This window comes from Dokdonella sp., from assembly GCF_017744955.1.
In the GTDB taxonomy this organism is placed as follows: domain Bacteria; phylum Pseudomonadota; class Gammaproteobacteria; order Xanthomonadales; family Rhodanobacteraceae; genus Dokdonella_A.
This window is the reverse complement of sequence record NZ_JAGIAG010000013.1, coordinates 49,766-71,166: the sequence shown is the minus strand read 5'-3', so window position 1 is coordinate 71,166 and position 21,401 is coordinate 49,766. Positions and strand designations below refer to the sequence as shown.

At 69.5% G+C, this 21,401-nt stretch carries 18 protein-coding genes; 11 read left to right on the top strand and 7 right to left on the bottom strand.

The features are described 5' to 3' along the window. A partial coding sequence (locus J7520_RS17970; protein WP_291191409.1) for a hypothetical protein occupies positions 1 to 467 on the top strand: 467 nt, incomplete at its 5' end. Positions 468 to 793: 326 nt separating this feature from the next. Here J7520_RS17970 and J7520_RS17965 read toward each other — a convergent pair. Next, the gene (locus J7520_RS17965) at positions 794 to 1,210 is read right to left on the bottom strand and encodes a VOC family protein (RefSeq protein WP_291191406.1); all 417 of its coding nucleotides are present in this window, start codon (positions 1,208 to 1,210) and stop codon (positions 794 to 796) included. Between the two features lie 251 nt (positions 1,211 to 1,461). Here J7520_RS17965 and J7520_RS17960 point away from each other — a divergent pair, with 251 nt between their 5' ends. Then, complete coding sequence (locus J7520_RS17960; protein WP_291191404.1) at positions 1,462 to 2,127, top strand: glutathione S-transferase family protein; 666 nt, start codon at positions 1,462 to 1,464, stop codon at positions 2,125 to 2,127. Positions 2,128 to 2,236: 109 nt separating this feature from the next. On the opposite strand, the gene J7520_RS17955 is transcribed toward J7520_RS17960, so the two are convergent. Then, a complete protein-coding gene (locus J7520_RS17955; RefSeq protein WP_291191401.1) occupies positions 2,237 to 4,168 on the bottom strand; it encodes an SUMF1/EgtB/PvdO family nonheme iron enzyme in 1,932 nt (643 codons plus the stop codon). An 82-nt stretch (positions 4,169 to 4,250) separates the two neighbouring features. On the opposite strand from J7520_RS17955, the gene J7520_RS17950 reads away from it, so the two are divergent. The 6 genes from J7520_RS17950 (at position 4,251) to J7520_RS17925 (ending at position 13,570) form a co-directional block, all read left to right on the top strand. Beyond that, positions 4,251 to 5,333: a ribonuclease D gene (locus tag J7520_RS17950; protein WP_291191398.1), complete on the top strand. Its 1,083-nt coding sequence runs from the start codon at positions 4,251 to 4,253 to the stop codon at positions 5,331 to 5,333. Between the two features lie 118 nt (positions 5,334 to 5,451). Next, positions 5,452 to 7,101: an electron transfer flavoprotein-ubiquinone oxidoreductase gene (locus J7520_RS17945; RefSeq protein ID WP_291191395.1), complete on the top strand. Its 1,650-nt coding sequence runs from the start codon at positions 5,452 to 5,454 to the stop codon at positions 7,099 to 7,101. A 292-nt stretch (positions 7,102 to 7,393) separates the two neighbouring features. Beyond that, on the top strand, positions 7,394 to 11,044 hold the full coding sequence (locus J7520_RS17940) for a response regulator (protein ID WP_291191392.1): 3,651 nt from the start codon (positions 7,394 to 7,396) through the stop codon (positions 11,042 to 11,044). A gap of 116 nt (positions 11,045 to 11,160) precedes the next feature. Then, positions 11,161 to 11,994, top strand: coding sequence for a CheR family methyltransferase (locus J7520_RS17935; RefSeq protein ID WP_291191389.1), 834 nt, complete (start codon positions 11,161 to 11,163; stop codon positions 11,992 to 11,994). Then, on the top strand, positions 11,991 to 12,560 hold the full coding sequence (locus J7520_RS17930; protein ID WP_291191386.1) for a chemotaxis protein CheB: 570 nt from the start codon (positions 11,991 to 11,993) through the stop codon (positions 12,558 to 12,560). Before J7520_RS17935 ends, J7520_RS17930 begins: the two co-directional genes overlap by 4 nt. Continuing rightward, positions 12,557 to 13,570, top strand: coding sequence for a diguanylate cyclase (locus tag J7520_RS17925; protein ID WP_291191383.1), 1,014 nt, complete (start codon positions 12,557 to 12,559; stop codon positions 13,568 to 13,570). Before J7520_RS17930 ends, J7520_RS17925 begins: the two co-directional genes overlap by 4 nt. 12 nt (positions 13,571 to 13,582) lie before the next feature. Here J7520_RS17925 and J7520_RS17920 read toward each other — a convergent pair whose 3' ends face one another. The 4 genes from J7520_RS17920 to J7520_RS17905 form a co-directional block, all read right to left on the bottom strand. Continuing rightward, complete coding sequence (locus tag J7520_RS17920; protein WP_291191380.1) at positions 13,583 to 13,972, bottom strand: hypothetical protein; 390 nt, start codon at positions 13,970 to 13,972, stop codon at positions 13,583 to 13,585. Then, positions 13,969 to 14,406: a hypothetical protein gene (locus J7520_RS17915; RefSeq protein ID WP_291191377.1), complete on the bottom strand. Its 438-nt coding sequence runs from the start codon at positions 14,404 to 14,406 to the stop codon at positions 13,969 to 13,971. Before J7520_RS17915 ends, J7520_RS17920 begins: the two co-directional genes overlap by 4 nt. 180 nt (positions 14,407 to 14,586) lie before the next feature. Further along, positions 14,587 to 15,867 carry a hypothetical protein gene (locus J7520_RS17910; protein ID WP_291191374.1) on the bottom strand — a complete coding sequence of 427 codons (1,281 nt, stop codon included), beginning with the start codon at positions 15,865 to 15,867 and terminating at the stop codon, positions 14,587 to 14,589. Next, positions 15,864 to 16,187 carry a hypothetical protein gene (locus J7520_RS17905; RefSeq protein WP_291191371.1) on the bottom strand — a complete coding sequence of 108 codons (324 nt, stop codon included), beginning with the start codon at positions 16,185 to 16,187 and terminating at the stop codon, positions 15,864 to 15,866. Before J7520_RS17905 ends, J7520_RS17910 begins: the two co-directional genes overlap by 4 nt. 243 nt (positions 16,188 to 16,430) lie before the next feature. On the opposite strand from J7520_RS17905, the gene J7520_RS17900 reads away from it, so the two are divergent. Further along, positions 16,431 to 17,327, top strand: coding sequence for a hypothetical protein (locus J7520_RS17900; RefSeq protein ID WP_291191368.1), 897 nt, complete (start codon positions 16,431 to 16,433; stop codon positions 17,325 to 17,327). 554 nt (positions 17,328 to 17,881) lie between these two features. Continuing rightward, positions 17,882 to 19,405, top strand: coding sequence for a choice-of-anchor Q domain-containing protein (locus J7520_RS17895; RefSeq protein WP_291191366.1), 1,524 nt, complete (start codon positions 17,882 to 17,884; stop codon positions 19,403 to 19,405). 14 nt (positions 19,406 to 19,419) lie between these two features. Here J7520_RS17895 and J7520_RS17890 read toward each other — a convergent pair whose 3' ends face one another. Next, positions 19,420 to 19,917 (bottom strand): hypothetical protein, encoded by a 498-nt coding sequence (locus J7520_RS17890; protein ID WP_291191363.1) that lies wholly within the window; start codon positions 19,915 to 19,917, stop codon positions 19,420 to 19,422. Between J7520_RS17890 and J7520_RS17885 the strand changes: the two genes are divergently transcribed. Beyond that, positions 19,874 to 21,397: a choice-of-anchor Q domain-containing protein gene (locus J7520_RS17885; RefSeq protein WP_291191361.1), complete on the top strand. Its 1,524-nt coding sequence runs from the start codon at positions 19,874 to 19,876 to the stop codon at positions 21,395 to 21,397. The genes J7520_RS17890 and J7520_RS17885 overlap by 44 nt on opposite strands. The last annotated feature ends 4 nt before the right edge of the window (positions 21,398 to 21,401 follow it).

Genomic DNA, 21,401 nt, shown 5'->3' with positions numbered 1-21,401 from the left:
TCAACGACGACGGCGCCAACATCTACGAGAACCCGGAAGGCACCGGCTGGCTGCGCATGAACGAAGGCGGCTTCCTGACCCAGGTCGACGGCGCTTTCCTCAGCACGATCCGTGACGACGCTCCCGCCTCGGGCCGCGGCGACCAGCCGCGCCAGGGCGGCAACAACGGCTTCATCACGCCGATCTTCAATCCGGTCAACCTGTTCGGCCATGCCGACAACGGCGGCAGAAACGACGTCAATCCGGCCGCCCGCCGCGCGACGACCGGTCCTGCGGACCACGAGGGCGCTCGCGCCAATCCGAACGCCGCCCGCGGCGGACACGACGTCGGCTACTACCGGAACAATCCCAACTACGAGCTGAGAGCGGACGGCAGCTACGCGCTCAAGTACAAGCCGCAGGAACACGGCGACGTTTTCATCCTGGGGATGCGTACGCTCGACGACGGCACGAAGGTGTGGGAATAGCAATCCTCGCGGACGAGGATCGCCTTCGCTGGATGGCGTGCCTTCCGCGATCCGTTTCGGCCCTGAACTCCGACACCCGCTGAAGAGCACTCCTGCGCCGGGACGTCCGTATCGCTCTCTCGATACGGATGTCCCGGCGTTCTTGCATCTCCCTGCGCGCGGATGTGCGGCTCGAACCGGAGGAGGCGAGCACGCTCCCCGGCTGCGCAGGCCGCCCTCCACACCTCGTTGCCGGCCACGCCGCTCCGTCGGCTACGGAATCGGATTCCGCCGGAGTCGTCCGCGTGCCTGCGCGTACGGCGGCGCCTGGTGCCGCGGAGGCCGCCTCAGCCTTCCTGGGCGGTGGACATCGCCGCCGGATCCATCCAGACGATTCCCCACATGTGCCGGTCGGGGTCGGCGAGGTCGCGGCTGTACATGAAGCCGAGGTCCTCGGGTGGATTCACGTCGGCCTGCCTGCCGTGAGCGGCGGCGGCGCGGTTCATCGCGTCGACGGCGTCGCGGCTGTCCATCGCCAGCGACAGCATCGACGCGCACGTTCCGGCCGGCGGGAAAGGCCGCTGCGTGAGGGTGCGCCATTTGGCATGCGTGATCAGCATGACCTGGATCGCCTCGCTCCACACCATGCAGGCGCCGGTGTCATCGCACAACTGCGGGTTCCGCTCGAATCCGAGGGCTTCGTAGAACGCGATCGAGGCCGTGAGGTCGGCGACCGGCAAGCTGACGAAGAGCATCTTTGTCATGGGGCTTCTCCTTGGATTGTCTGAGGTCCGACGCCCCCGCGCCTGCGGAAGCTTCCTCCGTACGACGATCCATCATCGTTCGAATCGACAACGCCGGATGCCCAGCTCGACGGAGCCGTTTCCGGCCGACCGCTGTCGATTTCGGCGCACGCCGTTCGTCCTGCCGATACGCGCCGGCCATCCGGCGGCCACGAGCGGGCGCCCCGGGCGATCCGCCTGCCTCGTCCGACATTTCGCCAGGAGCCTGCCCCATGAGCATCGTCATCACCGCCTTTGAACGCTCGCCCGACGGCGGCCAGGGCTTGGCGCGCGATACGCGTGTGCGCTGGGCGCTGGAGGAGGTGGGCCAGCCTTACCAGGTCCGCCTGGTCTCGTTTCCGGCATTGAACGAACCCGCGCACCTGCGCCTGCATCCGTTCGGCCAGATTCCCACCTACGAGGAAGGCGGTCTCGCCCTGTTCGAAACCGGCTCGATCGTCTTCCATCTCGCCGAACGGCATCCCGGATTGTTGCCGGACGACGCCGACGCGCGGGCGCGGGCGATCACCTGGATGTTCGCCGCGCTCAACACCGTGGAGCCGGTGATCCTCGACCTGGTGATCGCCCGCATCGTCGAGAGGGACAAATCCTGGGCTCCGGAACGCCTGCCGCTGGTCGCCGATCGCGTGCGCCAGCGGCTGACGCAACTGTCGACCTATCTGGGCGAGGCCGACTGGCTCGACGGCGCCTTCAGCGCCGGCGACCTGATGATGGCATCGGTGCTGCTGCGGCTGCGGCCGTCGGGCCTGCTCGACGAATTCCCGAACCTGGCCGCCTATGTCGCCCGCGGCGAGGCGCGGCCCGCCTATCAGCGGGCGTTTGCCGCTCAATGGGCGATCAATGCCGCGAAGCCGGCGGCAGGCTCCTCGACACGGTGAACGAGGACGGCGCCGATCTCCACGAGGCGCCCCTGGTTGCGCGAACGAGATGGCGAGCTGACGGCGCCGGCATGTCGACAGCGCGTTCCCGCAGACGCCGGACGGCGAACTACAGATCCCTCGCCACGCGAAACCCGACGCGCGCGTTGCGCGCATCGGTGCCGGCCGCCAGACGGAAGGCCGAACGCACCTGGTCCGGATCGCTGCCCCAGGAACCGCCGCGCACCACGTGCCGCTCGCAGCCGGGATTGACCCAGGCGGCGCTGTCGCGCGGCGCACGCACGTAGTTGTCGTGCCAGCAATCCTCGGTCCATTCGGACACGTTGCCTTCCATGTCGTACAGGCCGTACGGATTGGCCGGGAACTTCATCACCGGCGCCGGCCCCCAGTAGCCGTCGCTATAGCGCGGGAACGCGCTCGACCAGCTGCGCTTCGAGGGCGAGGAACGGTCGCCCTCGCCGGTGAAGTTGCCGACGAGCTTGTCCGGATCGCCGTCGCCCCACGGGAAGCGCGTGGTCGAACCGGCGCGCAGCGCGTACTCGAACTCGGCCTCGCTCGGCAGCCGGTATTTCTTGCCGGTGCGCGCGGACAGCCAGTCGAGATAGGCGACGGCGTCCCTCCACGACACGTTGACCACCGGCAGCTCGTCGGTGGCGCGCTCGCCGCGATAGTCGTTCTGCCAGGTCACGCCGGCGCGGTTGACGATGCGGCCGGTGCTCTCCTCGTACACCGCCGCGCCGCCGAGCTTTTCGGCGTCGGTGACGTACTTGGTGGCGCGCACGAATTCGCGGAACTGGCCGACCGTGACTTCGCTCTGGCCCATCGCGAAGCCGACCTCGATGCGCACGCGCCGCTGCGGTTCCTCGTTGTCGGCGTGGCCCTGCTCGTCGGCCGGAGAACCCATCACGAACTGGCCGGTCGGGACCACCACCACGGCCGGCGCGGTACCGGCGGCGTCGAGGAAACGGTCGCGGATCACCTGGCCCGGCTTCAGGCTCGCGTACAGGCGCGCGTTGCGCAGGCGCTGGTTGAAGTCGTCGAGGCCGCCGAGGTCGGCGCTGATCGACTGCGCTTTCCTGGCCAGTTCCTCGGCGAGATCGGCATTGCCCGAATCCAGCGCCGAGCGCGCCTGCGCCAGCACCGTTTCGGCGCGCTGGCGGCGGATGCCGTCGATGCGCGCGCGCGTCTCGAGCAAGGCCGACGAACCGGGACGGATGGCCGAGGCGAGGCCGAGCATGCGGTCGGCGTTCTCGAAATTGTCCTGCGCCGCCTCGGTCAGCGCGTGATCGAGATAGCCGCGCTCGATCTCGGCGAGGCCGGCGTCGACCAGGCGGTTGCCCGGATCGAGCTCCGCCGCCTTGCGGTAGACCGACAGCGCGTTCTCCTCGGCCGGCTCGGTGACGTGGCCGGCCTTGAGCAGCTCGGCGGCACGCGTCAGCATCGGCAGGATGTCGTGCAGGGTCTTCAGCCGCGTCTGCGCGGCGAGCAGATCGCCTTCCGCGTGCGGCAGTTCGGCGTAGGCGGCGAGATACCGCTGCGCCGCCGCCTCGTCGCCGCGGTCGATCGCCGACAGCGCCCAGTCGCGCAGCGCGCCGGCGATGCGTTCGAGGCTGGCTTCGGCTTCGACGTTGCCCTCGGCCTGCGTCAGCACCGAGCGGTACAGCGTGATCGCGCCGTTCTTCGGATCGAGCAGGAAACCCTTCTCCTCCGCCACGCGCGCGCGCTTGAGCAGCGCCGCGACCTCCTTGCTGGTCGGCGCCGGCGGCCCCATGCGGATCGCGTCGGCCAGCGAGGTGCCGACCTCGACCGCGGGCGCTTCCTTCGGCTCGGCCGGCGGCGGTTCGGTCGCGCGGCGCTGCACGGCGGACCAGGTGGCGGGCGCGTGCTGGCCGGCTGCGCTGGTCGCCACGGTCGGCTCCGGCTGCGGCTCCAGGTGCAGCAGGCCCGGAAAGAAGCGGTAGGCCAGCGCGAGCGCGAGCAGCGCGATGCCGGCGGCTCCGCCGAGGGTGTGCTGCTTGCGTGCGACTTCGCTACCGGGCATGGTGGTTCGATTATCCGTGCTCGCCGCCGTCAGTTGAAGCGATGCGATGCGCGCCACCGCCCGATGATGTGAGGAAACCGCCTTGGCCGATTGGATCGAGCGCAGCGATGCGCTGGCAAATCTCGTCGAAAACGCACCGACCGCGCTCGGACTCGACACCGAGTTCATGCGCATCGACACCTTCCTGCCCAAGCTCGCGCTGGTGCAGATCGAAGTCGACGGACGCATCGGCCTGATCGATCCGACCGCCGGCGTCGAGTCCGCCGCGCTCGCCGCCGTGCTGGCCGACCCGTCGCGCACCTGCATCATGCACAGCGCGAGCGAGGATCTCGAAGCGCTGGCGACCTGGAACTGCTCGCTGGCGCATCTGTTCGACACGCAGATCGCCTCCGCGTTCGCCGGGCTCGGCGCCGGGCTCGGCTACCAGAAGCTGGTGGCGACCCTGCTCGGCGTCGACCTGCCGAAGGCGGAAACGCGCTCGGACTGGCTGCGCCGGCCGCTCAGCGCGCAGCAGCTGGAGTACGCCGCGCAGGACGTGGTGCACCTGCCAGCTCTGCACGCCGAACTCACGCGCCGGCTCGACGCGCGCGGCTATCTCAGCTGGTTCGCCGAGGATTGCGCGCGCCTGCTCGAGCGTGCGCGCCTGCGCGAACCCGACCCGGAACCGCAGCAGTCGATGCGCGGCGCCGCCGACTGGCCGCGCGAGCGGCAGGCCCTGCTGCGCCGGGCGCTGCGCTGGCGCGACCGCACCGCACGCACGATCGATCGCCCGCGGCCGTGGCTGCTCGACGATGCGCACGCGCTCGACCTGTGCGCCCGCCCGCCGGCCAGCGTCGAGGAGCTGACCGAGCGCACGCGCGGCCTGCGCACACTGCGCAGCGCGCAGCGCGCGGAGCTGTTCGAGCTGCTGCAGCAGCCGCTGAGCGCGGACGATCTGGAGTTCGCGCCGATCGCGCAGCCGCCCTCGCCGCGCGAGAAGGCGGCGATCGCCAGGATGAAGGAAGCCGTCGCCGCCCGCGCGCGCGAACTCGACCTGCCCGAAGGCCTGCTGTGCGCGCGCCGCCATCTGGAAACCCTGCTTGCGACGCGGCGCTGGCCGACGACGCTCGACGGCTGGCGGCGCGAGGTCCTGCACGACGCGCTCGTCGCGCTGCTGCCCGAATGAGTCGGCGAACTCGCGGCGACCGTCCTCGCCGGCCGCTCGCGACGACACTTCCGCCGTTTGCCGGAAAACGAACGAAGCCGGACAATCGCCGTTCTCACCCCAGCGACCGGAGCCAGCGATGAGCGAGCGCGATGTGATGGAGTACGACGTCGTCACGGTCGGCGCCGGTCCGGCCGGGCTCGCGTTCGCGATCCGCCTGAAGCAGCTCAATCCGGACATCCGCGTCTGCGTCATCGAGAAGGCCTCCACGGTCGGCGCGCAGATCCTCTCCGGCGCGGTCATCGAGCCGCAGCCGCTGAACGAGCTGCTGCCGGAATGGGGCAAGAATCCGCCGCCGATCTGCGTGCCGGTGAACCAGGACGAATTCTGGTTCCTGCGCGATCCGCACAGCGGCATCAAGTCGCCGGTGGTGCCGCCGCAGATGCACAACCACGGCAACTTCATCGTCTCGCTCGGCGCGCTGTGCGCGTGGCTGGCGCCGCAGGCCGAGGCGCTCGGCGTCGAGATCTATCCGGGCTTCGCCGCCAGCGAGCCGCTGTTCGACGAGGCCGGCGCGGTCTGTGGCGTGCGCATCGGCGACATGGGCGTGGCCAAGGACGGTTCGCACAAGCCGAGCTACACGCAAGGCATCGACATCAAGGCGCCGCTGACCGTGCTCGCCGAAGGCTGCCGCGGCCATCTGTCCAAGCAGCTGATCGCCAAGTACCGCCTCGACGCGGACTGCGATCCGCAGACCTACGGCATCGGCATGAAGGAACTGTGGTCGGTGCCGGAAGGCCGCAGCCAGCCAGGCAAGGTCGTGCATACGCTCGGCTGGCCGCTCGATCCGTCGATCTACGGCGGCAGCTTCCTCTACCACCTCGATCAGAACCGCATCGCGATCGGCTTCGTCGCCGGGCTCGACTACCAGGACCCGCTGTTCTCGCCGTTCGAGGCGTTCCAGCAGCTGAAGAACCACGCCACGATCAAGCCGCTGCTCGAAGGCGGCTCGATCGTCTCGGCCGGCGCGCGCGCGCTGATCGAGGGCGGCTGGCAGTCGCTGCCCAAGCTCGAGATGCCCGGCGCGATGCTGATCGGCGACGCCGCCGGCCTGATGAACGTGCCGAAGATCAAGGGCACGCACCAGGCGATCCGCTCCGGCATGCTGGCCGCCGCGCACGTCGCCGAACACGGCACCGTCGCGACCGGCTGGGACGCCGCGCTGCGCGCCTCGCCGGTGGCGGCGGAGCTGAAGAAGGTGCGCAACATCCGCCCCGGCTTCAACAAGGGATTGTGGCTCGGCCTCGCCAACGCCGGCTGGGAGACGGTGACCGCCGGCCTGTCGCCGTGGACGCTGAAGAACCACGCCGACTGGTCCTCGCTGGAGAAGATCGGCGCGGTCGAAGCGCCCGGGCGCGACGGCGCGGCCGACGACCAGTTCCGCAAGCGGAACTGGGTCGAGCGCACTCTTCCCCCCCGCGACCGCCTCGCCGAGGTCTACTTCGCCGCGACCGAGCACGACGAGGACCAGCCGGTGCACCTGAAGGTCGCCGACACCGACGTCTGCGTCACGCGCTGCGCCGAGGAATACCAGAACCCGTGCACGCGCTTCTGCCCCGCCGGCGTCTACGAGATCGTCGCCGACGCCGCGGCCACCACCGGCAAGCGCCTGCAGATCAACGCGGCCAACTGCGTGCACTGCAAGACCTGCGACATCAAGGATCCGTACGAAATCATCACCTGGGTCACGCCGGAAGGCGGCAGCGGGCCGAATTATCAGAATCTGTAGTTCGTAAGAATCTATAAATCTGTAATTTCTCGTGCCCGACGCGCGTTTCCGCCTTCGCCCGACTGCGCCTCCCGTGTAATCTGGCGTCGTCCACGGGAGGGCTGCGATTCCGTTCGGAACGGGCGCGAGGGGCGAGCCGGATTCCCCGACGCGCCACGCCCGGCCGACGCCGAACGACCCGCCGGGCCGTTCGCGCCGTACCCGGCGACCGGGACGGCGCCCGCAAGACACCGATTCGAGCCGCGGCGCGTGGGAACCGTGCCGTGGCCTGGGCCTTCGAGAAGAGACCTACATGTCCGAACAGCGCACGAGTGGCTGGCTCAGCAACCGGCCGATCCAGACCAAGATGCTGCTCGCGTTCGGCGCGATCCTGCTGACCTTCCTGGTCGCGGTCGCCGCCATTCTCATCGCGCTGACGGTGCAGAGGGACGCGCGGCAATGGAGCCAGCACACGCACGAGGTGATCGACGAGCTGTCCAGCACCGTGCGCTGGCTGCACGAGGTCGACATCTACGTGCGCGACCTCAACATGTCCGGCGAGCGGAAATCCGCCGACGAGTATCGGCAGAATCTCACCAACGCGCGCCAGCACCTGGACAAGGCGCTGTCGCTGACCGGCGACAGCGCCGCGCAGCAGGCGCGCCTGCGCCACGCCGAGGACCTGCTCGCGCACTGGATCCAGCAGACCGCCGACCCCACCGTCACCGCCACTACGCAGCTGATCGGCAGCACCGAATACGCGCAGAAGTCCTACGACGTCGGCATGCGCTACCTGACCGATTCGCACGCCGAGCTCGGCGAGATCGTGCGCCTGCTCGACGAAGCCAGCGCCACCGAACGCGGCCTGCTCGAGGAACGCAACCAGACCCTGGAAGACACCTCCTATGCGGTGCGCATGCTCGTGCTCGGCATGTTCCTGCTCGGCCTGATCGTCGGCATCGTCGCGCTGGTGCTGTCCTCGCGTCTGATCACGCAGCCGATCCGGCATCTGACCGGATTGATGACGCGGCTGGCCGACAAGGACCACGCCATCGAAGTGGCCGGACAGCAGCGCGCCGACGAGATCGGCTCGATCGCGCGCGCGCTCGACGTGTTCAAGCACGCCTCGATCGCGACCGCCGAGCAGAGCTGGGTCAAGTCGAACGTGGCCGAGGTCGCCGGCGTGCTGCAGTCCGCCGAGAACCAGGACGAGTTCGCGCGCGCGCTGACTGCCGAGGTCGCGCCGCGCATCAAGGCCGGCGTCGCGGTGTTCTTCGGCTACGACGCCGAGACGCGCCAGCTCGACCTGCGCGGCAGCTACGGCTTCAAGCATCGCAAGCACCTCGGCACGCGCTACGCGCTCGGCGAGGGGCTGGTCGGCCAGGTCGCGCTGGAGCGCAAGTCCATCGTGCTGCAGCAGGTGCCGGACGACTATGTGCGCATCCACTCCGGCACTGGCGAGGCGCCGCCGCGCAACGTGATCGCGCTGCCGCTGATGCTGCAGGAGCAGTTGCTCGGCGTGCTGGAGTTCGGCAGCTTCGTGCCGTTCGGCAAGGTCGAGCAGGACCTGCTCGAAGAGCTGCTGCCGTTCGCCGCGCTGTCGCTGGAGAACCTCAACCGCGCCGTGCGCACGCAGCAGTTGCTGACCCGCACGCAGCAGCAGGCGCAGGAGCTGCAGACCTCGGAAGAGGAGCTGCGCGTGCAGCAGGAAGAGCTCGCCGCGACCAACGAGGAACTGCAGGCGAAGACGGTCGAGCTGGAAGAACAGCAGCAGCGCCTGCGCACCTCGGAGGAGGAATTGCGCGTGCAGGCCGAGGAGCTGCAGGCGTCCAACGAGGAGCTGCGCCAGAAGACCGACACGCTCAACGAGCAGAAGCAGGTGCTGGAAGGGCTGCAGCAGGAGACCGAGAACAAGGCGCAGGAGCTGGCGCGCGCGAGTCAGTACAAGTCCGACTTCCTCGCCAACATGTCGCACGAGCTGCGCACGCCGCTGAACAGCCTGCTGATCCTGTCGCGCAACCTCGCCGACAACGAGAGCGGCAACCTCGACGGCGAACAGGTCGAGTCGGCGCGGGTGATCCACGAATCCGGCTCGAACCTGCTGCGCCTGATCAACGACATCCTCGACCTGTCCAAGATCGAGGCCGGCAAGATGCACGCGGCGCCCGAGGAGTTCTCGCTGCAGCACTTCGTGCAGACGCTGCTGCGCCGCTTCAAGCACGTCGCCGGCGAGAAGGCGCTGGAATTCGACGTCAATCTCGCCGAAGGCCTGCCGACGTCGATGTACACCGACGGCACGCGCCTGGAGCAGATCGCCAACAACCTGGTCGGCAACGCGTTCAAGTTCACGCGCCAGGGCTCGGTGCGCGTCGACATCGCGCGACCGAAGGCCGAGCTCGCGCGCCGTTTCGCGCTGGCGCCGGACGGCGCGATCGCGATCACCGTCAGCGACACCGGCATCGGCATCCCCAGCGACAAGCTCGACCACATCTTCGGCACCTTCGAGCAGATGGACGCGAGCACCAGCCGCAAGTACGGCGGCAGCGGCCTCGGCCTCGCGATCGCGCGGCGCCTGGGCGAACTGCTCGGCGGCGGCATCACGGTGGAGAGCGTGCTCAACGAAGGCAGCCGCTTCACCGTCGTGCTGCCGGAGCGGCTCGGCATCGCGGCGAACGGCTCGACGACCGACCTCGACGAAGCGCCGCGCGTCGACCCGGCGCCGATCGAGACCTCGCCGCCGGCGCCGACCGCCCTGCTCGGCTCGATGCCCAAGCCGTGGGTGCCGGACGACCGCGAAGCGCTGCGCATCGGCGACACCGTGATCCTCGCGATCGAGGACGACCCGGTGTTCGCACGCACCCTGGTCGACATGATCCGCCGCAAGGGCTACCGCGCGCTCGCCGCCGGCGACGGCGAATCGGGCCTGTATCTCGCGCGGCAGTACCGCCCGACCGGCATCCTGCTCGACGTCATGCTGCCCGGCATCGACGGCTGGGACGTGATCACGCGCCTGAAGCAGGACCCGGTCACGCGCCGCATCCCGGTGCACTTCATCTCCGCCGCCGACGACACCGCGCGCGCGCAGCAGCTCGGCGCGGTCGGCTTCCTGACCAAGCCGGCCGAACGCGACGCCCTGCTCGGCGCCTTCGAGCGGCTGATGCAGTCCTCGTCCGGCCCGATGCGCAAGGTGCTGCTGGTCGACGACGACCCGGACTCGCGCGTCGCCGTCGCCAGCCTGATCAAGTCCGACACGGTCGAGATCGTCGAGGCGAGCTCGGCCGAGGAGGCGCTGCCGCTGTTCGACTCGAACGACTTCGACGTGATGGTGCTCGACCTCGGCCTGCCCGGCATGAGCGGCTTCGAGTTCCTCGACCTGCTCGGCGCGCGCAAGGCCGAGCTGCCGCCGATCGTGATCCACTCCGGGCGCGAACTCAGCCGCGAGGAAAGCGCCAAGCTGCGCCAGTACACCGACAGCATCGTGATCAAGGGCACGCGCTCGCTCGAACGCCTGCTCGACGAGGTCAGCCTGTTCCTGCACAGCGTGCGCAAGGACTCCGCGCCGCGCGTCGTGCGCGACATCGACAGCGGCCTCGCCGGGCGCACCGTGCTGGTGGTCGACGACGACATGCGCAACATCTTCGCGTTGTCGAAGATCCTGCGCGAGAAGGGCCTCAGCGTGGTGATGGCGCAGGACGGCCAGAAGGCGCTGCGTCAGGTCGAGGAGAACAAGGCGATCGAGATCGTGCTGATGGACATCATGATGCCCGGCATGGACGGCTACGAGACGATGCGCGAGATCCGCAAGCGTCCCGTGTACGCCAAGCTGCCGATCATCGCGGTGACCGCCAAGGCGATGGCCGGCGACCGCGACAAGTGCCTGGAGGCCGGCGCCAACGACTACCTGGCCAAGCCGATCGACATCGACAAGCTGTTGTCGATGATGCGCGTGTGGCTGCACGCCTGAGCGAGTCGAAATACTATACAGATGCATTACGATATTTCTTCGCCACGGCGGCGCCCCAGGGAAACGACCCGAAGCGGCGGTTTGCCGCGCGGGGCGTATTGAGAGGACGAGCGGGCATGGCGCGCGTCGAGATCGAGGACGTCGAAGTCGAGCTGTTCATGCGCGCGCTGCAGCTGCGCCACGGCTACGACTTCAGCCGCTACGCGCCGGCGTCGTTCAAGCGGCGCGTGCTCAACCTCGCCGCCAACGCCGGCTGCCGCACGATCATCGAGCTGACCGACCGCCTGCTGCGCGAGGACGAGCTGGTGCCACAGGTGATCGCCGGGCTGTCGGTGCCGGTGTCGGAGATGTTCCGCAACCCGAGCGTGTTCCGCGTGCTGCGCGAGGACGTGCTGCCGGTGCTGGCCTCCTACCCGGTCATCAACATCTGGCAGGCGGGCTGCGCGTTCGGGCAGGAGGTCTATTCGCTGGCGATCCTGCTCGAGGAAGCCGGCCTGTACGACCGCAGCCAGATCTTCGCCACCGATTTCAGCGACGCCGCCCTGGTGCGCGCGCAGGAAGGCATCTTCCCGGCGCGCGAGGCGCGCAGCTATTCGGAGAACTACCTCGCCGCCGGCGGCAAGCGCTCGCTGGCCGACTACTACCACGCGCGCTACGAGTTCATGAAGTTCGACGAACGCCTCAAGCGCAACGTCACCTTCGCCAACCACAACCTCGTGTGCGACGGCGTGTTCTGCGAGGCGCACCTGATCCTCTGTCGCAACGTATTGATTTACTTCACCAACACGCTGCAGGACCACGTGCTTTCGCTGTTCCGCGACAGCCTCGTGCGCAACGGCTTCCTGTGCCTGGGGAACCGCGAGAACATCGACTTCGCCTCGGCCGCGCGCGACTTCAGCCCGGTCAACGCGCGCGAGCGCGTGTATCGGAAGAACGCCGACGCGCCATGAGTGCCTCGCCTTCGGCCGTGGTCATGGGATGTTCGGCCGGCGGCATGGGCGCGCTGCGCACCGTGCTCGGCGGCCTCAGCGCGACCTTCCCGCGCCCGGTGGTGGTGGTCTGCCACACCGGCTCGGAGGACGTGACCACGTTCTGCGAGCTGCTGGAGCTGGCCAGCACGCTGCCCGTACGCGAGGCGCGCGAGCGGCAGCTGATGATGCCCGGCGTCGTCCACATGGCGCCGAGCGGGTATCATCTGCTGCTGGAACGGGGCGGACGCTTTTCGTTGTCGATCGACGAACGGGTTTCGTTCGCGCGGCCGGCGATCGACGTGCTGTTCGATACCGCGGCATCGGCCTGCGGCAAGGATCTGATCGGAGTCTTGATGACGGGCGCGAACAACGACGGCGCGGCAGGACTGCGGACGATCCGCAGGCTCGGCGGCCTCGCCATCGTGCAGGACCCCGCCGACGCGCAGGCGTCGGCGATGCCGCAAGCCGCGCTGGAAATCGCCGGCGCCGATCACGTCGTTCCACTGAAGGGCATCGCGCCCCTGCTCAACCAGCTTTGTCCATGAACAGAATCGCCACTCTGCAGCCGAAAATCCTGATCGCCGACGACCATCGTCCGAACCTGATCGCGATGCGGCGCCTGCTCGCCGGCATCGACGCCGAGATCATCGAGGCGATGACCGGCAACGACGTGCTCGCCGCCGCGCTCGACCACGAGTTCGCGCTGATCCTGCTCGACGTGCAGATGCCGGACATGAACGGCTTCGAGGCGGCCACCCTGCTCGCCGGCGAGGAGCGCACGCGCTCCACGCCGATCATCTTCGTCACCGCCTCGCACGCCGACGACGTCAATCGCCTGCGCGGCTACAGCTTCGGCGCGGTCGACTACATCACCAAGCCGCTGAACGAGGTGATCCTGCTGTCGAAGGTGCGCATCTTCCTCGACCTGTACCGCAACAAGGTCGCGCTGCGATCCGCGCTGTCGGACCTGTCCGAGCGCAACCGCCAGCTCGAACGCGAAGTGCAGGAGCGCCGCACGGCCGAGGAGCAGGTGCGCCATCTCGCCCATCACGACGGCCTCACCGGCCTCGCCAACCGCCTGCTGTTCATGGCGCGCCTGGAGGCGGCGATCGCGCGGGCGCGCGCCGACAGCGGCGGCTTCGCGCTGGCCTACCTCGACATCGACGGCTTCAAGCCGATCAACGACAACCACGGCCACCAGGCCGGCGACGAGCTGCTCAAGCTGATCGCCGGCCGCCTGCGCAAGGGCCTGCGCTACGACGAGACCGGCGCGCGCCTCGGCGGCGACGAGTTCGCGCTGATCCTCAACGTCGGCGACGTGCACGAGGCGACCAGCCGCGCCACCGAACTCGCGCGCACCCTGTTCGAGCCGTACGACGTGCATTCGCGCGCGACCGGCGGCAGCGTCGGCGTGCGCGTGCGCGGCAGCCTCGGCGTGGCGCTGTATCCGCAGCACGGCGACGACAGCGAGGCGATGATCCACGCCGCCGACGTGGCGATGTACGCGGCCAAGCGCGACCAGACCCAGCTGCATCTGCTCGGCGACCTGCTCTAGCCCCTTCCCGCCTCAGGGCTCGACGCGAACCTGGACGCCCGCCACCGACTGCTCGCGCCTGAACACCTTCGCGGAACCGATCCCCTTCACGAGCAATTCGGTATCCGAGATCCAACGCACGGTCAGCGGTATCTGATCGTCGAGGATCAAGGTGTTGCCGCCGTCTCGCGGCAGCGCCTCGGCGGCGGGCAGGATCGACAGTTGCGTGCTGTACCCGGTCGTCGCTCCGCAGTCGCGCGTGAACACGACCGCGCGCAAGATGCCGGACGGCGACGCGACGCTGGTGACGATTTCGTTGCCGCACATGTCCTCGTCGGAGCAGGCGGCGAGACCGAGCACGAGGAGGAAGCACGACGCGAACGCGTATCGTCGCGTGACGCCGCCAGGGTGGCGCGCATTCACGGCGCCGGCTCCGCTTCGACGTCGCCGATCGGCTCGCCCTGCAGCGTGTACAACGCGACCGTCGAACTGCGCGCGCCGCCCGAGCGCGCGAGGATCGCGACGAACTCGCGCTGCTCGAATCCGTCCGGCTTGGCGCGCCTCGCCTCGAACACCAGCAGCACGCTGTCGACGTGCGTCTCGCCGCTGGCGAAGCCGGAAGCGGCGACGAAGCGGTCGACGTCGCGGACGGTGCCGAACAAGGTCTTCGGCAGCACCAGCGGGCGGCCGCCGTGCTCGACCGTGTAGTAGCGATCCTCGCGCACCCAGCGCTGGCGATCGGTCACGTAGTGGATCTTCCACGGATAGACCGCGCTTTCGAACAGCAGCGTCTTCTTCGCGTCCGCGTTCGAGGCCATCGGCGTCGCCGCCAGCGCGAGCGCCAGCAGCGCGCGCATTCCGCGCGCGTGCAACGGATGCTTCGCGACGTACGCCGATCGCGCTCGCGCGGCCTCGCTCATCTCCCGTCCCCGTCGCCGACGAGCTGCGAGTATGCCGTGCCGCGCCGATCCGCAGCCAATTCGCGGCATCGTGCCGGGCTCCTCCGATCGACGGATCGGAGGAGCCGCGGCGGACGCTCAGGGCACGTAGTCGATGCCGACCATCGCCGGCGACGGCAGCGGATCGATGCCGGTGACGGCCGGGTTGTTCGGCGGCGCGCTGTAGTAGGTGCCGGTCATCGCCGACACGTTCGACTCGCAGACATTGGTGCCGTTGGAACGGCTATTGCGCGTGGGATCGGTCAACACGGTCGCACCGGTCTTCGGCACGTAGTACAGCGCGCGCGTATTGCCCAATCCCGCCACCATGCCGGGGCGCACGTTGCCGGTGAAGATCAGCGCCGGGCCGGTGCAGTTGCCGCTCACGTAATAGGCCGTCGTCGATCCGGCAGCCAAGGCGTCCTGCGAGATCGACACGAAGTAGCCCTGCGTCGAGACGAACTCGGTATTGGTGCCGTAGCCGCCGACCGTGACCGCATAGAGCGGACGCGGCAGCGTGCTGGTCAGCGTGCCGTTGATGCGTGCGACGAACTTGGCGCTGCCGGTCGCGCCGGTGACTCCGGTGGCACCGGTCGCGCCAGTCGGACCGGTAGCGCCGGTCGGCCCCGTCGCGCCGGTCACGCCGGTCGGACCGGTCGCACCCGTCGCGCCCAACGTACCGGTCGCACCGATCGGGCCTTGAAGGCCGGTCGACCCTTGCATACCCGTCGGACCAACCGCGCCTTGCGCACCGGTGGGACCGACGGCGCCGTCCGCGCCAGTCGGACCGGTCGCACCCGTCGCGCCGGTGGCACCAGTCGGACCGGTCATTCCGGTCGAGCCGGTCGAGCCGATCGCTCCGGTCGGTCCGATCGCGCCCGTCGCGCCGACCGGGCCTTGCGTACCCGTCGCTCCGACAGCGCCATCCGCGCCGGTCGGACCGGTCGGCCCCTGCAAGCCGGTCGCGCCAGTGGCGCCCGTCGCACCCGTGGCTCCGGTCGCTCCCGCATTGCCGTTCAACGCGTACTGCGCGACCGGCGCGGTGGCGACCGGCTGGCGCGGCAGCGCGACGCCGTTGACCTTCACTTGCAGGTAGGTCTGATTGCCGACGAACGCGCCGGGGAAGGCGAGGTTGAGGCTGAACAGTCCGTTCTGCACCGGGAAACCCGGCTCGGAGATCGTCGTGCCGATCTGGCTGCCGCCGCTGGCGGCGTCCCACAGCGAGAACTCCAGATCGTAGTTGCCGTTGGCCGCGGTACCGTCCTGCTCCAGCCGCCCCTGATAGAGGAAGTCCGGCAGCTGGACCGCCTCCGGCGCGGCCTGCGCCGACGCCGCCGCCACGGCCAATGCGACCGCCAATGCCTTGCGTGCGAGTTTCATGGTGTGCAGTCCCCTGTCTTCGGTTCGAATCCGTTGTGGAACAAGCTGTCGCCGATCGCCGACTGCGCGGCGAGGAAGCCCGCGGTCAGCCGGTACTGTGTGCCGTCGCCTTTCGCCACGCCGGTGCCGGCGACCGCCTGGCCGAGCGTCGAGACCATCGCGTAGCAGGACGCCGAGACCACCCCGCCGCCGCTGGCGACGACTCTGCGCGGAATCGCGTAGCCGTCTCCCGCCGCGGCGGGCGCCGCGACGCACCACGCGATCGCCGCGATGCACGCACAGCGTCGCGCCGCGCGTTGCGCAGTTGCTTTGCCTTCCATCGATTTCTCCCCGTCGCTCGCCGAACGCGCACGCGCCGCTGCAGCGCGGTCGCCGTCGTGTCGAACGTCGCGAACTCCTCTGGACGCTTGCGCGCCCGCCCCTGTCCGACGCGCTGAGCTGCGTCGGTCCATTTTTAGCATTGTGAACTGCATCACAGCCGACCGCTCGCGTCAATGAGCGCCGGGTACGCCCGCGTCGTGCCATGCTTCGCCGTTCGCCCCGATCGCCGGAGACAGCCGCGCATGAAACCGCCCCGCATCGCCCTGGTCAGCGTCGCCGCCGCGCGTGCGCTCGATGAGGATCTCGCCCCGCTGCTGGACGCCCTGCACGCCGCCGGCGCCGCCGCCGAGGTCGCCGACTGGGACGACGCCGCGCGGGACTGGTCAGGCTACGACCTGGCCCTGCTGCGCTCCACCTGGGACTACACCGATCGCCTGCCCGACTTCCTCGCCTGGGCCGCGCGCGCCGCCGCGCACACCCTGCTGCTCAATCCGCCCGAGGTATTGCGCTGGAACACCGACAAGCACTACCTCGCCGAACTCGAACGCGCCGGCGTCGCGATCGTGCCGAGCCGCTTCGTCGAACCGGGCGACGCACCGCCGCCGGCGCTCGACGCGTTTCTCGCCGAGCACGCCATGGCGCGCGAGTTCGTGGTCAAGCCGTCGGTCGGCGCCGGCTCGCGCGACGCGCAGCGCTACGGCCGTGAACAGCGCGCCGAGGCCGTCACGCACATCGCGCGCCTGCACGCCGCCGGGCGCAGCGTGCTGCTGCAACCGTATCTCGATCGCGTCGACGAGCACGGCGAAACCGCGCTGATCCATTTCGACGGCACGTTCAGCCATGCGATCCGCAAAGGTCCGCTGCTGCGCCGTGGCGACGGCCCGACCGCGGCGCTGTTCGCCGCCGAGCAGATCACGCCGCGCGTGCCGGACACGGCCGAGCGTGCGCTGGCCGAGCGCGCGCTGCGGGCGGTTCCGTTCGCAGGTCCGCTCGCCTACGCGCGCGTCGACCTGATCCACGACTCCGACGGCGCGCCGCGCCTGCTCGAACTCGAACTGGCCGAGCCATCGCTGTTCTTCGCGCACGCGCCGGGCTCTGCGGCGCGCTTCGTTCAGACGATCCTCGCTCGCGCGGGCTGACGTCTGGCCGCGCTCGCGTCGACGGCGCGATGCCCGCAGCGCCGGACTCGCGCCCGACATGCGCGAGGACGAGAGTTGGAAAAGGCGTGCCGATGACGCTCCCTTCGTCGTCGACTTCGGCGGCAGTCGCCGCGCAGGCGCGCATCGCGGCGGGCGCAATTGATCACTCCTTGACCACCCCGGCTTGACAGCCGCATGACACGGACGTTTCAGCCACTTCGTCCAGAACTTCTCCACAGGGCTATCCACGCGTGCTGTGGAAAAGCCGCGGTCGTCGCGTTGTGATCGATGGCAGGCATCCGCCTCCTTCGCCGATGTTCTGCGGCCGCGCCGCGCGTCCCGTCGAATGGGCGGCACGGCGTGGGGAGAACGATCCCACGCGCATCGACGCCTTCGTCTCGCACCGCTGAGGATTTCCGGCACCCTCTTGCGTATCAGCACGTACGAGGCCCGGGGCCCGTGTCGAGGTACGGCGCGGCGCCCCTTTGGGTTCGACCTTGCGAGTCGGCATCGCTCGTGGAATCGTCCGTCATCGACCGCGAGGGGAATCCAGCGTGCTCTCCAATCCGTTGCCGCCGTCCGTTGCGCGCCTCGCGCCGCCGCTTCGCTCGCTCGCCGCGGCGCTGCTGATCGCACTCTTCCCGGTCGCTGCAGGCGCGGCGACGATCGTCGTCACGTCTCCCGACGACACCGACCCGGGCGCCGGAGGCACCTGCACGCTGCGTCAGGCGATCGTGTCGATGAACACCGGCGCACTCGCCGGCAGCTGCGCGAATGCCGGCGCCGCGTTCGGCAGCGGCGACACGATCCACTTCGCCGCCTCGGCGCTCGCCGACGCGGCGACGCCGGGCACGATCGCGCTCGCCGACTCGGCCGACGCCAGCGGCGCCGTCGGCGGCACACTGGTGGTCACTGGCGCGGAACTGACCATCGACGGCAGCGCGTGGCGCGGCGGCGGCGCAGGCCAGTACACCGACGGCGTGACGATCGTGCGGCCGGACGGCGCGAACCATCGATTCGGCATCGTCCGCGACACCGCAGCAGCCGGTGGATCGCTCACGCTGCTGGGACTGAGCCTCGGCAACGGCGCGGCCACCGATGCCTGCGAGCGGAACGGCGGCGGTGGAATCTGCATCCCGACCGCCGACCTGCATCTGATCGACAGCACGATCAGCGACGGCGACGCCGCCTACGGCGCAGGGATCTACGGCGGGTCGGGTACGCTGACCGTGGCCGGCAGCACGATCCGCGGCGGCAACGCGGCGTACGGCGGCGGCATCTTTTCGATGTCGGGCACAGTGATGCTGGACCACAGCGTGCTCGACGGCAACGTGGCCAACTGCGGCGGCGCCGTCGCCACCGCCGGCACCTTGATCGCGAACGACAGCACCATCGGCAACGGCGCCGCGCTGCGGCGCGGCGGCGGAATCTTCACCACCACTGGCTCGATTCGGGTCAACCGCAGCCGCCTCGTCGGCAACGACTCCTACTACGGCGGCGGCGCGATCCTGGCCAAGTACGCCGCCGACATCACCGTCGCAGGCAGCACGATCAGCGGCAACCACGCGCGTTACGTCGGCGGCGGGATCGCCTCCTACGGCGGCACGCTGAGCGTCACCAACAGCACGATCAGCGGCAATAGCACCTTCCGCGGCGGCGGCGGCATCCACGCCAACGGCACGCTGAGCCTGCGCCACGCGACCGTGTCGGGCAACACCACCAACGGCACCGGCGGCGGCATCGATGGCGACGGCGGCGGCGCGATCGACGATTCGATCGTTGCCGGCAACGCGCAGGCGTCCGGCGACGACATCGCCCTCGCCGGATCGTGGACCGGCGACCACAACCTGACGTCGGCGACCGGCCTCGATCTCGGCCCGCTGCAGGACAACGGCGGCCCCACGCCGACGATGCTGCCTGGCTCCGCCAGCGCGGCGATCGACGCGATCCCCGCGCAGGAGTGTGCGGAACCGACCGACCAGCGCGGCATCGCGCGCCCGCAAGGTGCGGGCTGCGACATCGGCGCGGTGGAGATCGTGGTGGACGTCATCTTCGCCGACGGCTTCGACGGCGACTAGACGTCGCGCACTGGTCAGGAAGTGACCAATCCGCTTGACAGCCGCATGACACGGGCGTGTCCGGCCTTCTTCCAGAACTTCTCCACAGGCCTGCCCACACGAACTGTGGAGGAAACCAAATCCCGCGGACCGTCCGGCTCCGCGGCTCCCGTCTCGTCGCCGCGCCGATGATCCTTCGCCACGCCGAGTTGCGCGTCACGTCGGAGAGCGACGATCGGCGAAAGGCCTCCTCGCCCGGCATCACCATTCGACGAGGCGGCCATGAAGAAAACGACACGATCGCGCACGCATCCGCTGACGGCCGCGCTGGTGGCCGCGCTGGGAATCGGCCTGCACGCCGTCGATGCGCTTGCCGCCACGCGGATCGCGGTGACGACCGCGGACGATGCGGGAACGACCGACACCTGCACGTTGCGCCAGGCGATCGCGGCGATGAACGACGGCGGCGTCGCGACGATGAGCGCCTGCGTGACCAGCACGATCAGCGGCATCGACACGATCGTGTTCGACACGAGCGTGTTCCCGCCGAACGGCGCGAACGTCATCACACTGGCGGATACGCCGAACAATCAGCTCACCATCACCGACACGCATCTGATCGTCGACGCCAGCGCGAACGGCAACTTGACCGTGCAGCGCCCGACGACGGCGACGAATGCGTTCGGCGTTCTCTACGCCATCACCTCCTACGGCACGCTGACGATCGACAGCCTGACGATCGCGAACGGAAAGCTGACCGCATCGCAGCCCTCGGGCGCCGCGCTCGGCGCCGGTATCGCCAGCGTCTATACGTCGCTGAGGCTCGACAACAGCGTGGTCAGCGGCAACGACAACGCCAGCGCCGGCTATGCGGCCGGCGGCGGCATCGCCGTCTACGCCGGCGACCTCGTCTTGAACAACAGCACCGTCGGCGGCAACCACGTTTCGGGCAATTCCGGCATCTCCGGCATGGGCGGCGGGGTCTTCGTCCGGCAGAAAATCGGAACCCAGACCGGCGGCAACGCGACCATCGCCGACAGCCGCATCATCGACAACGCCGCGCAAGGCAACGGCGGCGGACTGCACGTCGGCGGCGGCCTGACGCTGATCCGCAGTCAGGTCAGCGGCAACACGGCGGGCAAGGACGGCGGCGGCATCAAGCTCTACGGCGCCTCGACGCTGACCGACAGCACGATCCGCGACAACACGGCGACGCGCAACGGCGGCGGCATTCTCGCCGCCGGCGGCTACTACGGCGCGCCGGCCGCCCTGCTGACGCTGGACGCCTCGACCGTGAGCGGCAACCGCGTCACCGCCGTCTCGGGCAGCCGCGGCGGCGGTCTGTTCACGCGCGTCGGCAACCTGTCCTTGATCAACAGCACGCTGGCCGGCAATTCCACCGCAGCGAGCGGATACGGCTACGGCGGCGCGATCTACGTCAAGCAGAACGACTTCCCGATCACGCTGCGGCAGACCACGATCGCGTCGAATACGGCCGCGCACCGCGGCGGCGGCCTGATGATCATGAGCAGCGGCGCCGGCGCGGTGACGTTCGACGGCAGCCTGTTCGCCAACACCGACGCACCGTCGAACGGTGGCGGCAACATCGGCGTCGGCATCGGCGGCATCACCATCGAGGGCGGCGGCAACCTGGTCTTTCCCGGCGCACCGCCATCAAGCGACGTGATCAACGCGGCGTTCTCCACCGCTCCGATCAATGGCGATCCGAAACTGGCGCCGCTGGCGGACAACGGCGGGCCGACGCAGACGATGCTGCCCGGCGCCGGCAGCGCCGCCGTCGACGCGATGGCGGCGACGGACGGCCGGTGCCCGCTCGCGACGGACCAGCGCGGCATGATCCGCCCCGATCCGGCCGGCGCCCACTCCAGCCCGACACCGTGCGACATCGGCGCGGTCGAAGCCGGCTCGATTTCGGACGCGATCTTCGCGGACGGATTCGACGCCTGGCGGACATTCGGCGCGCGCGATCCGGCCGCACTGGTCAAGGATTGACCAC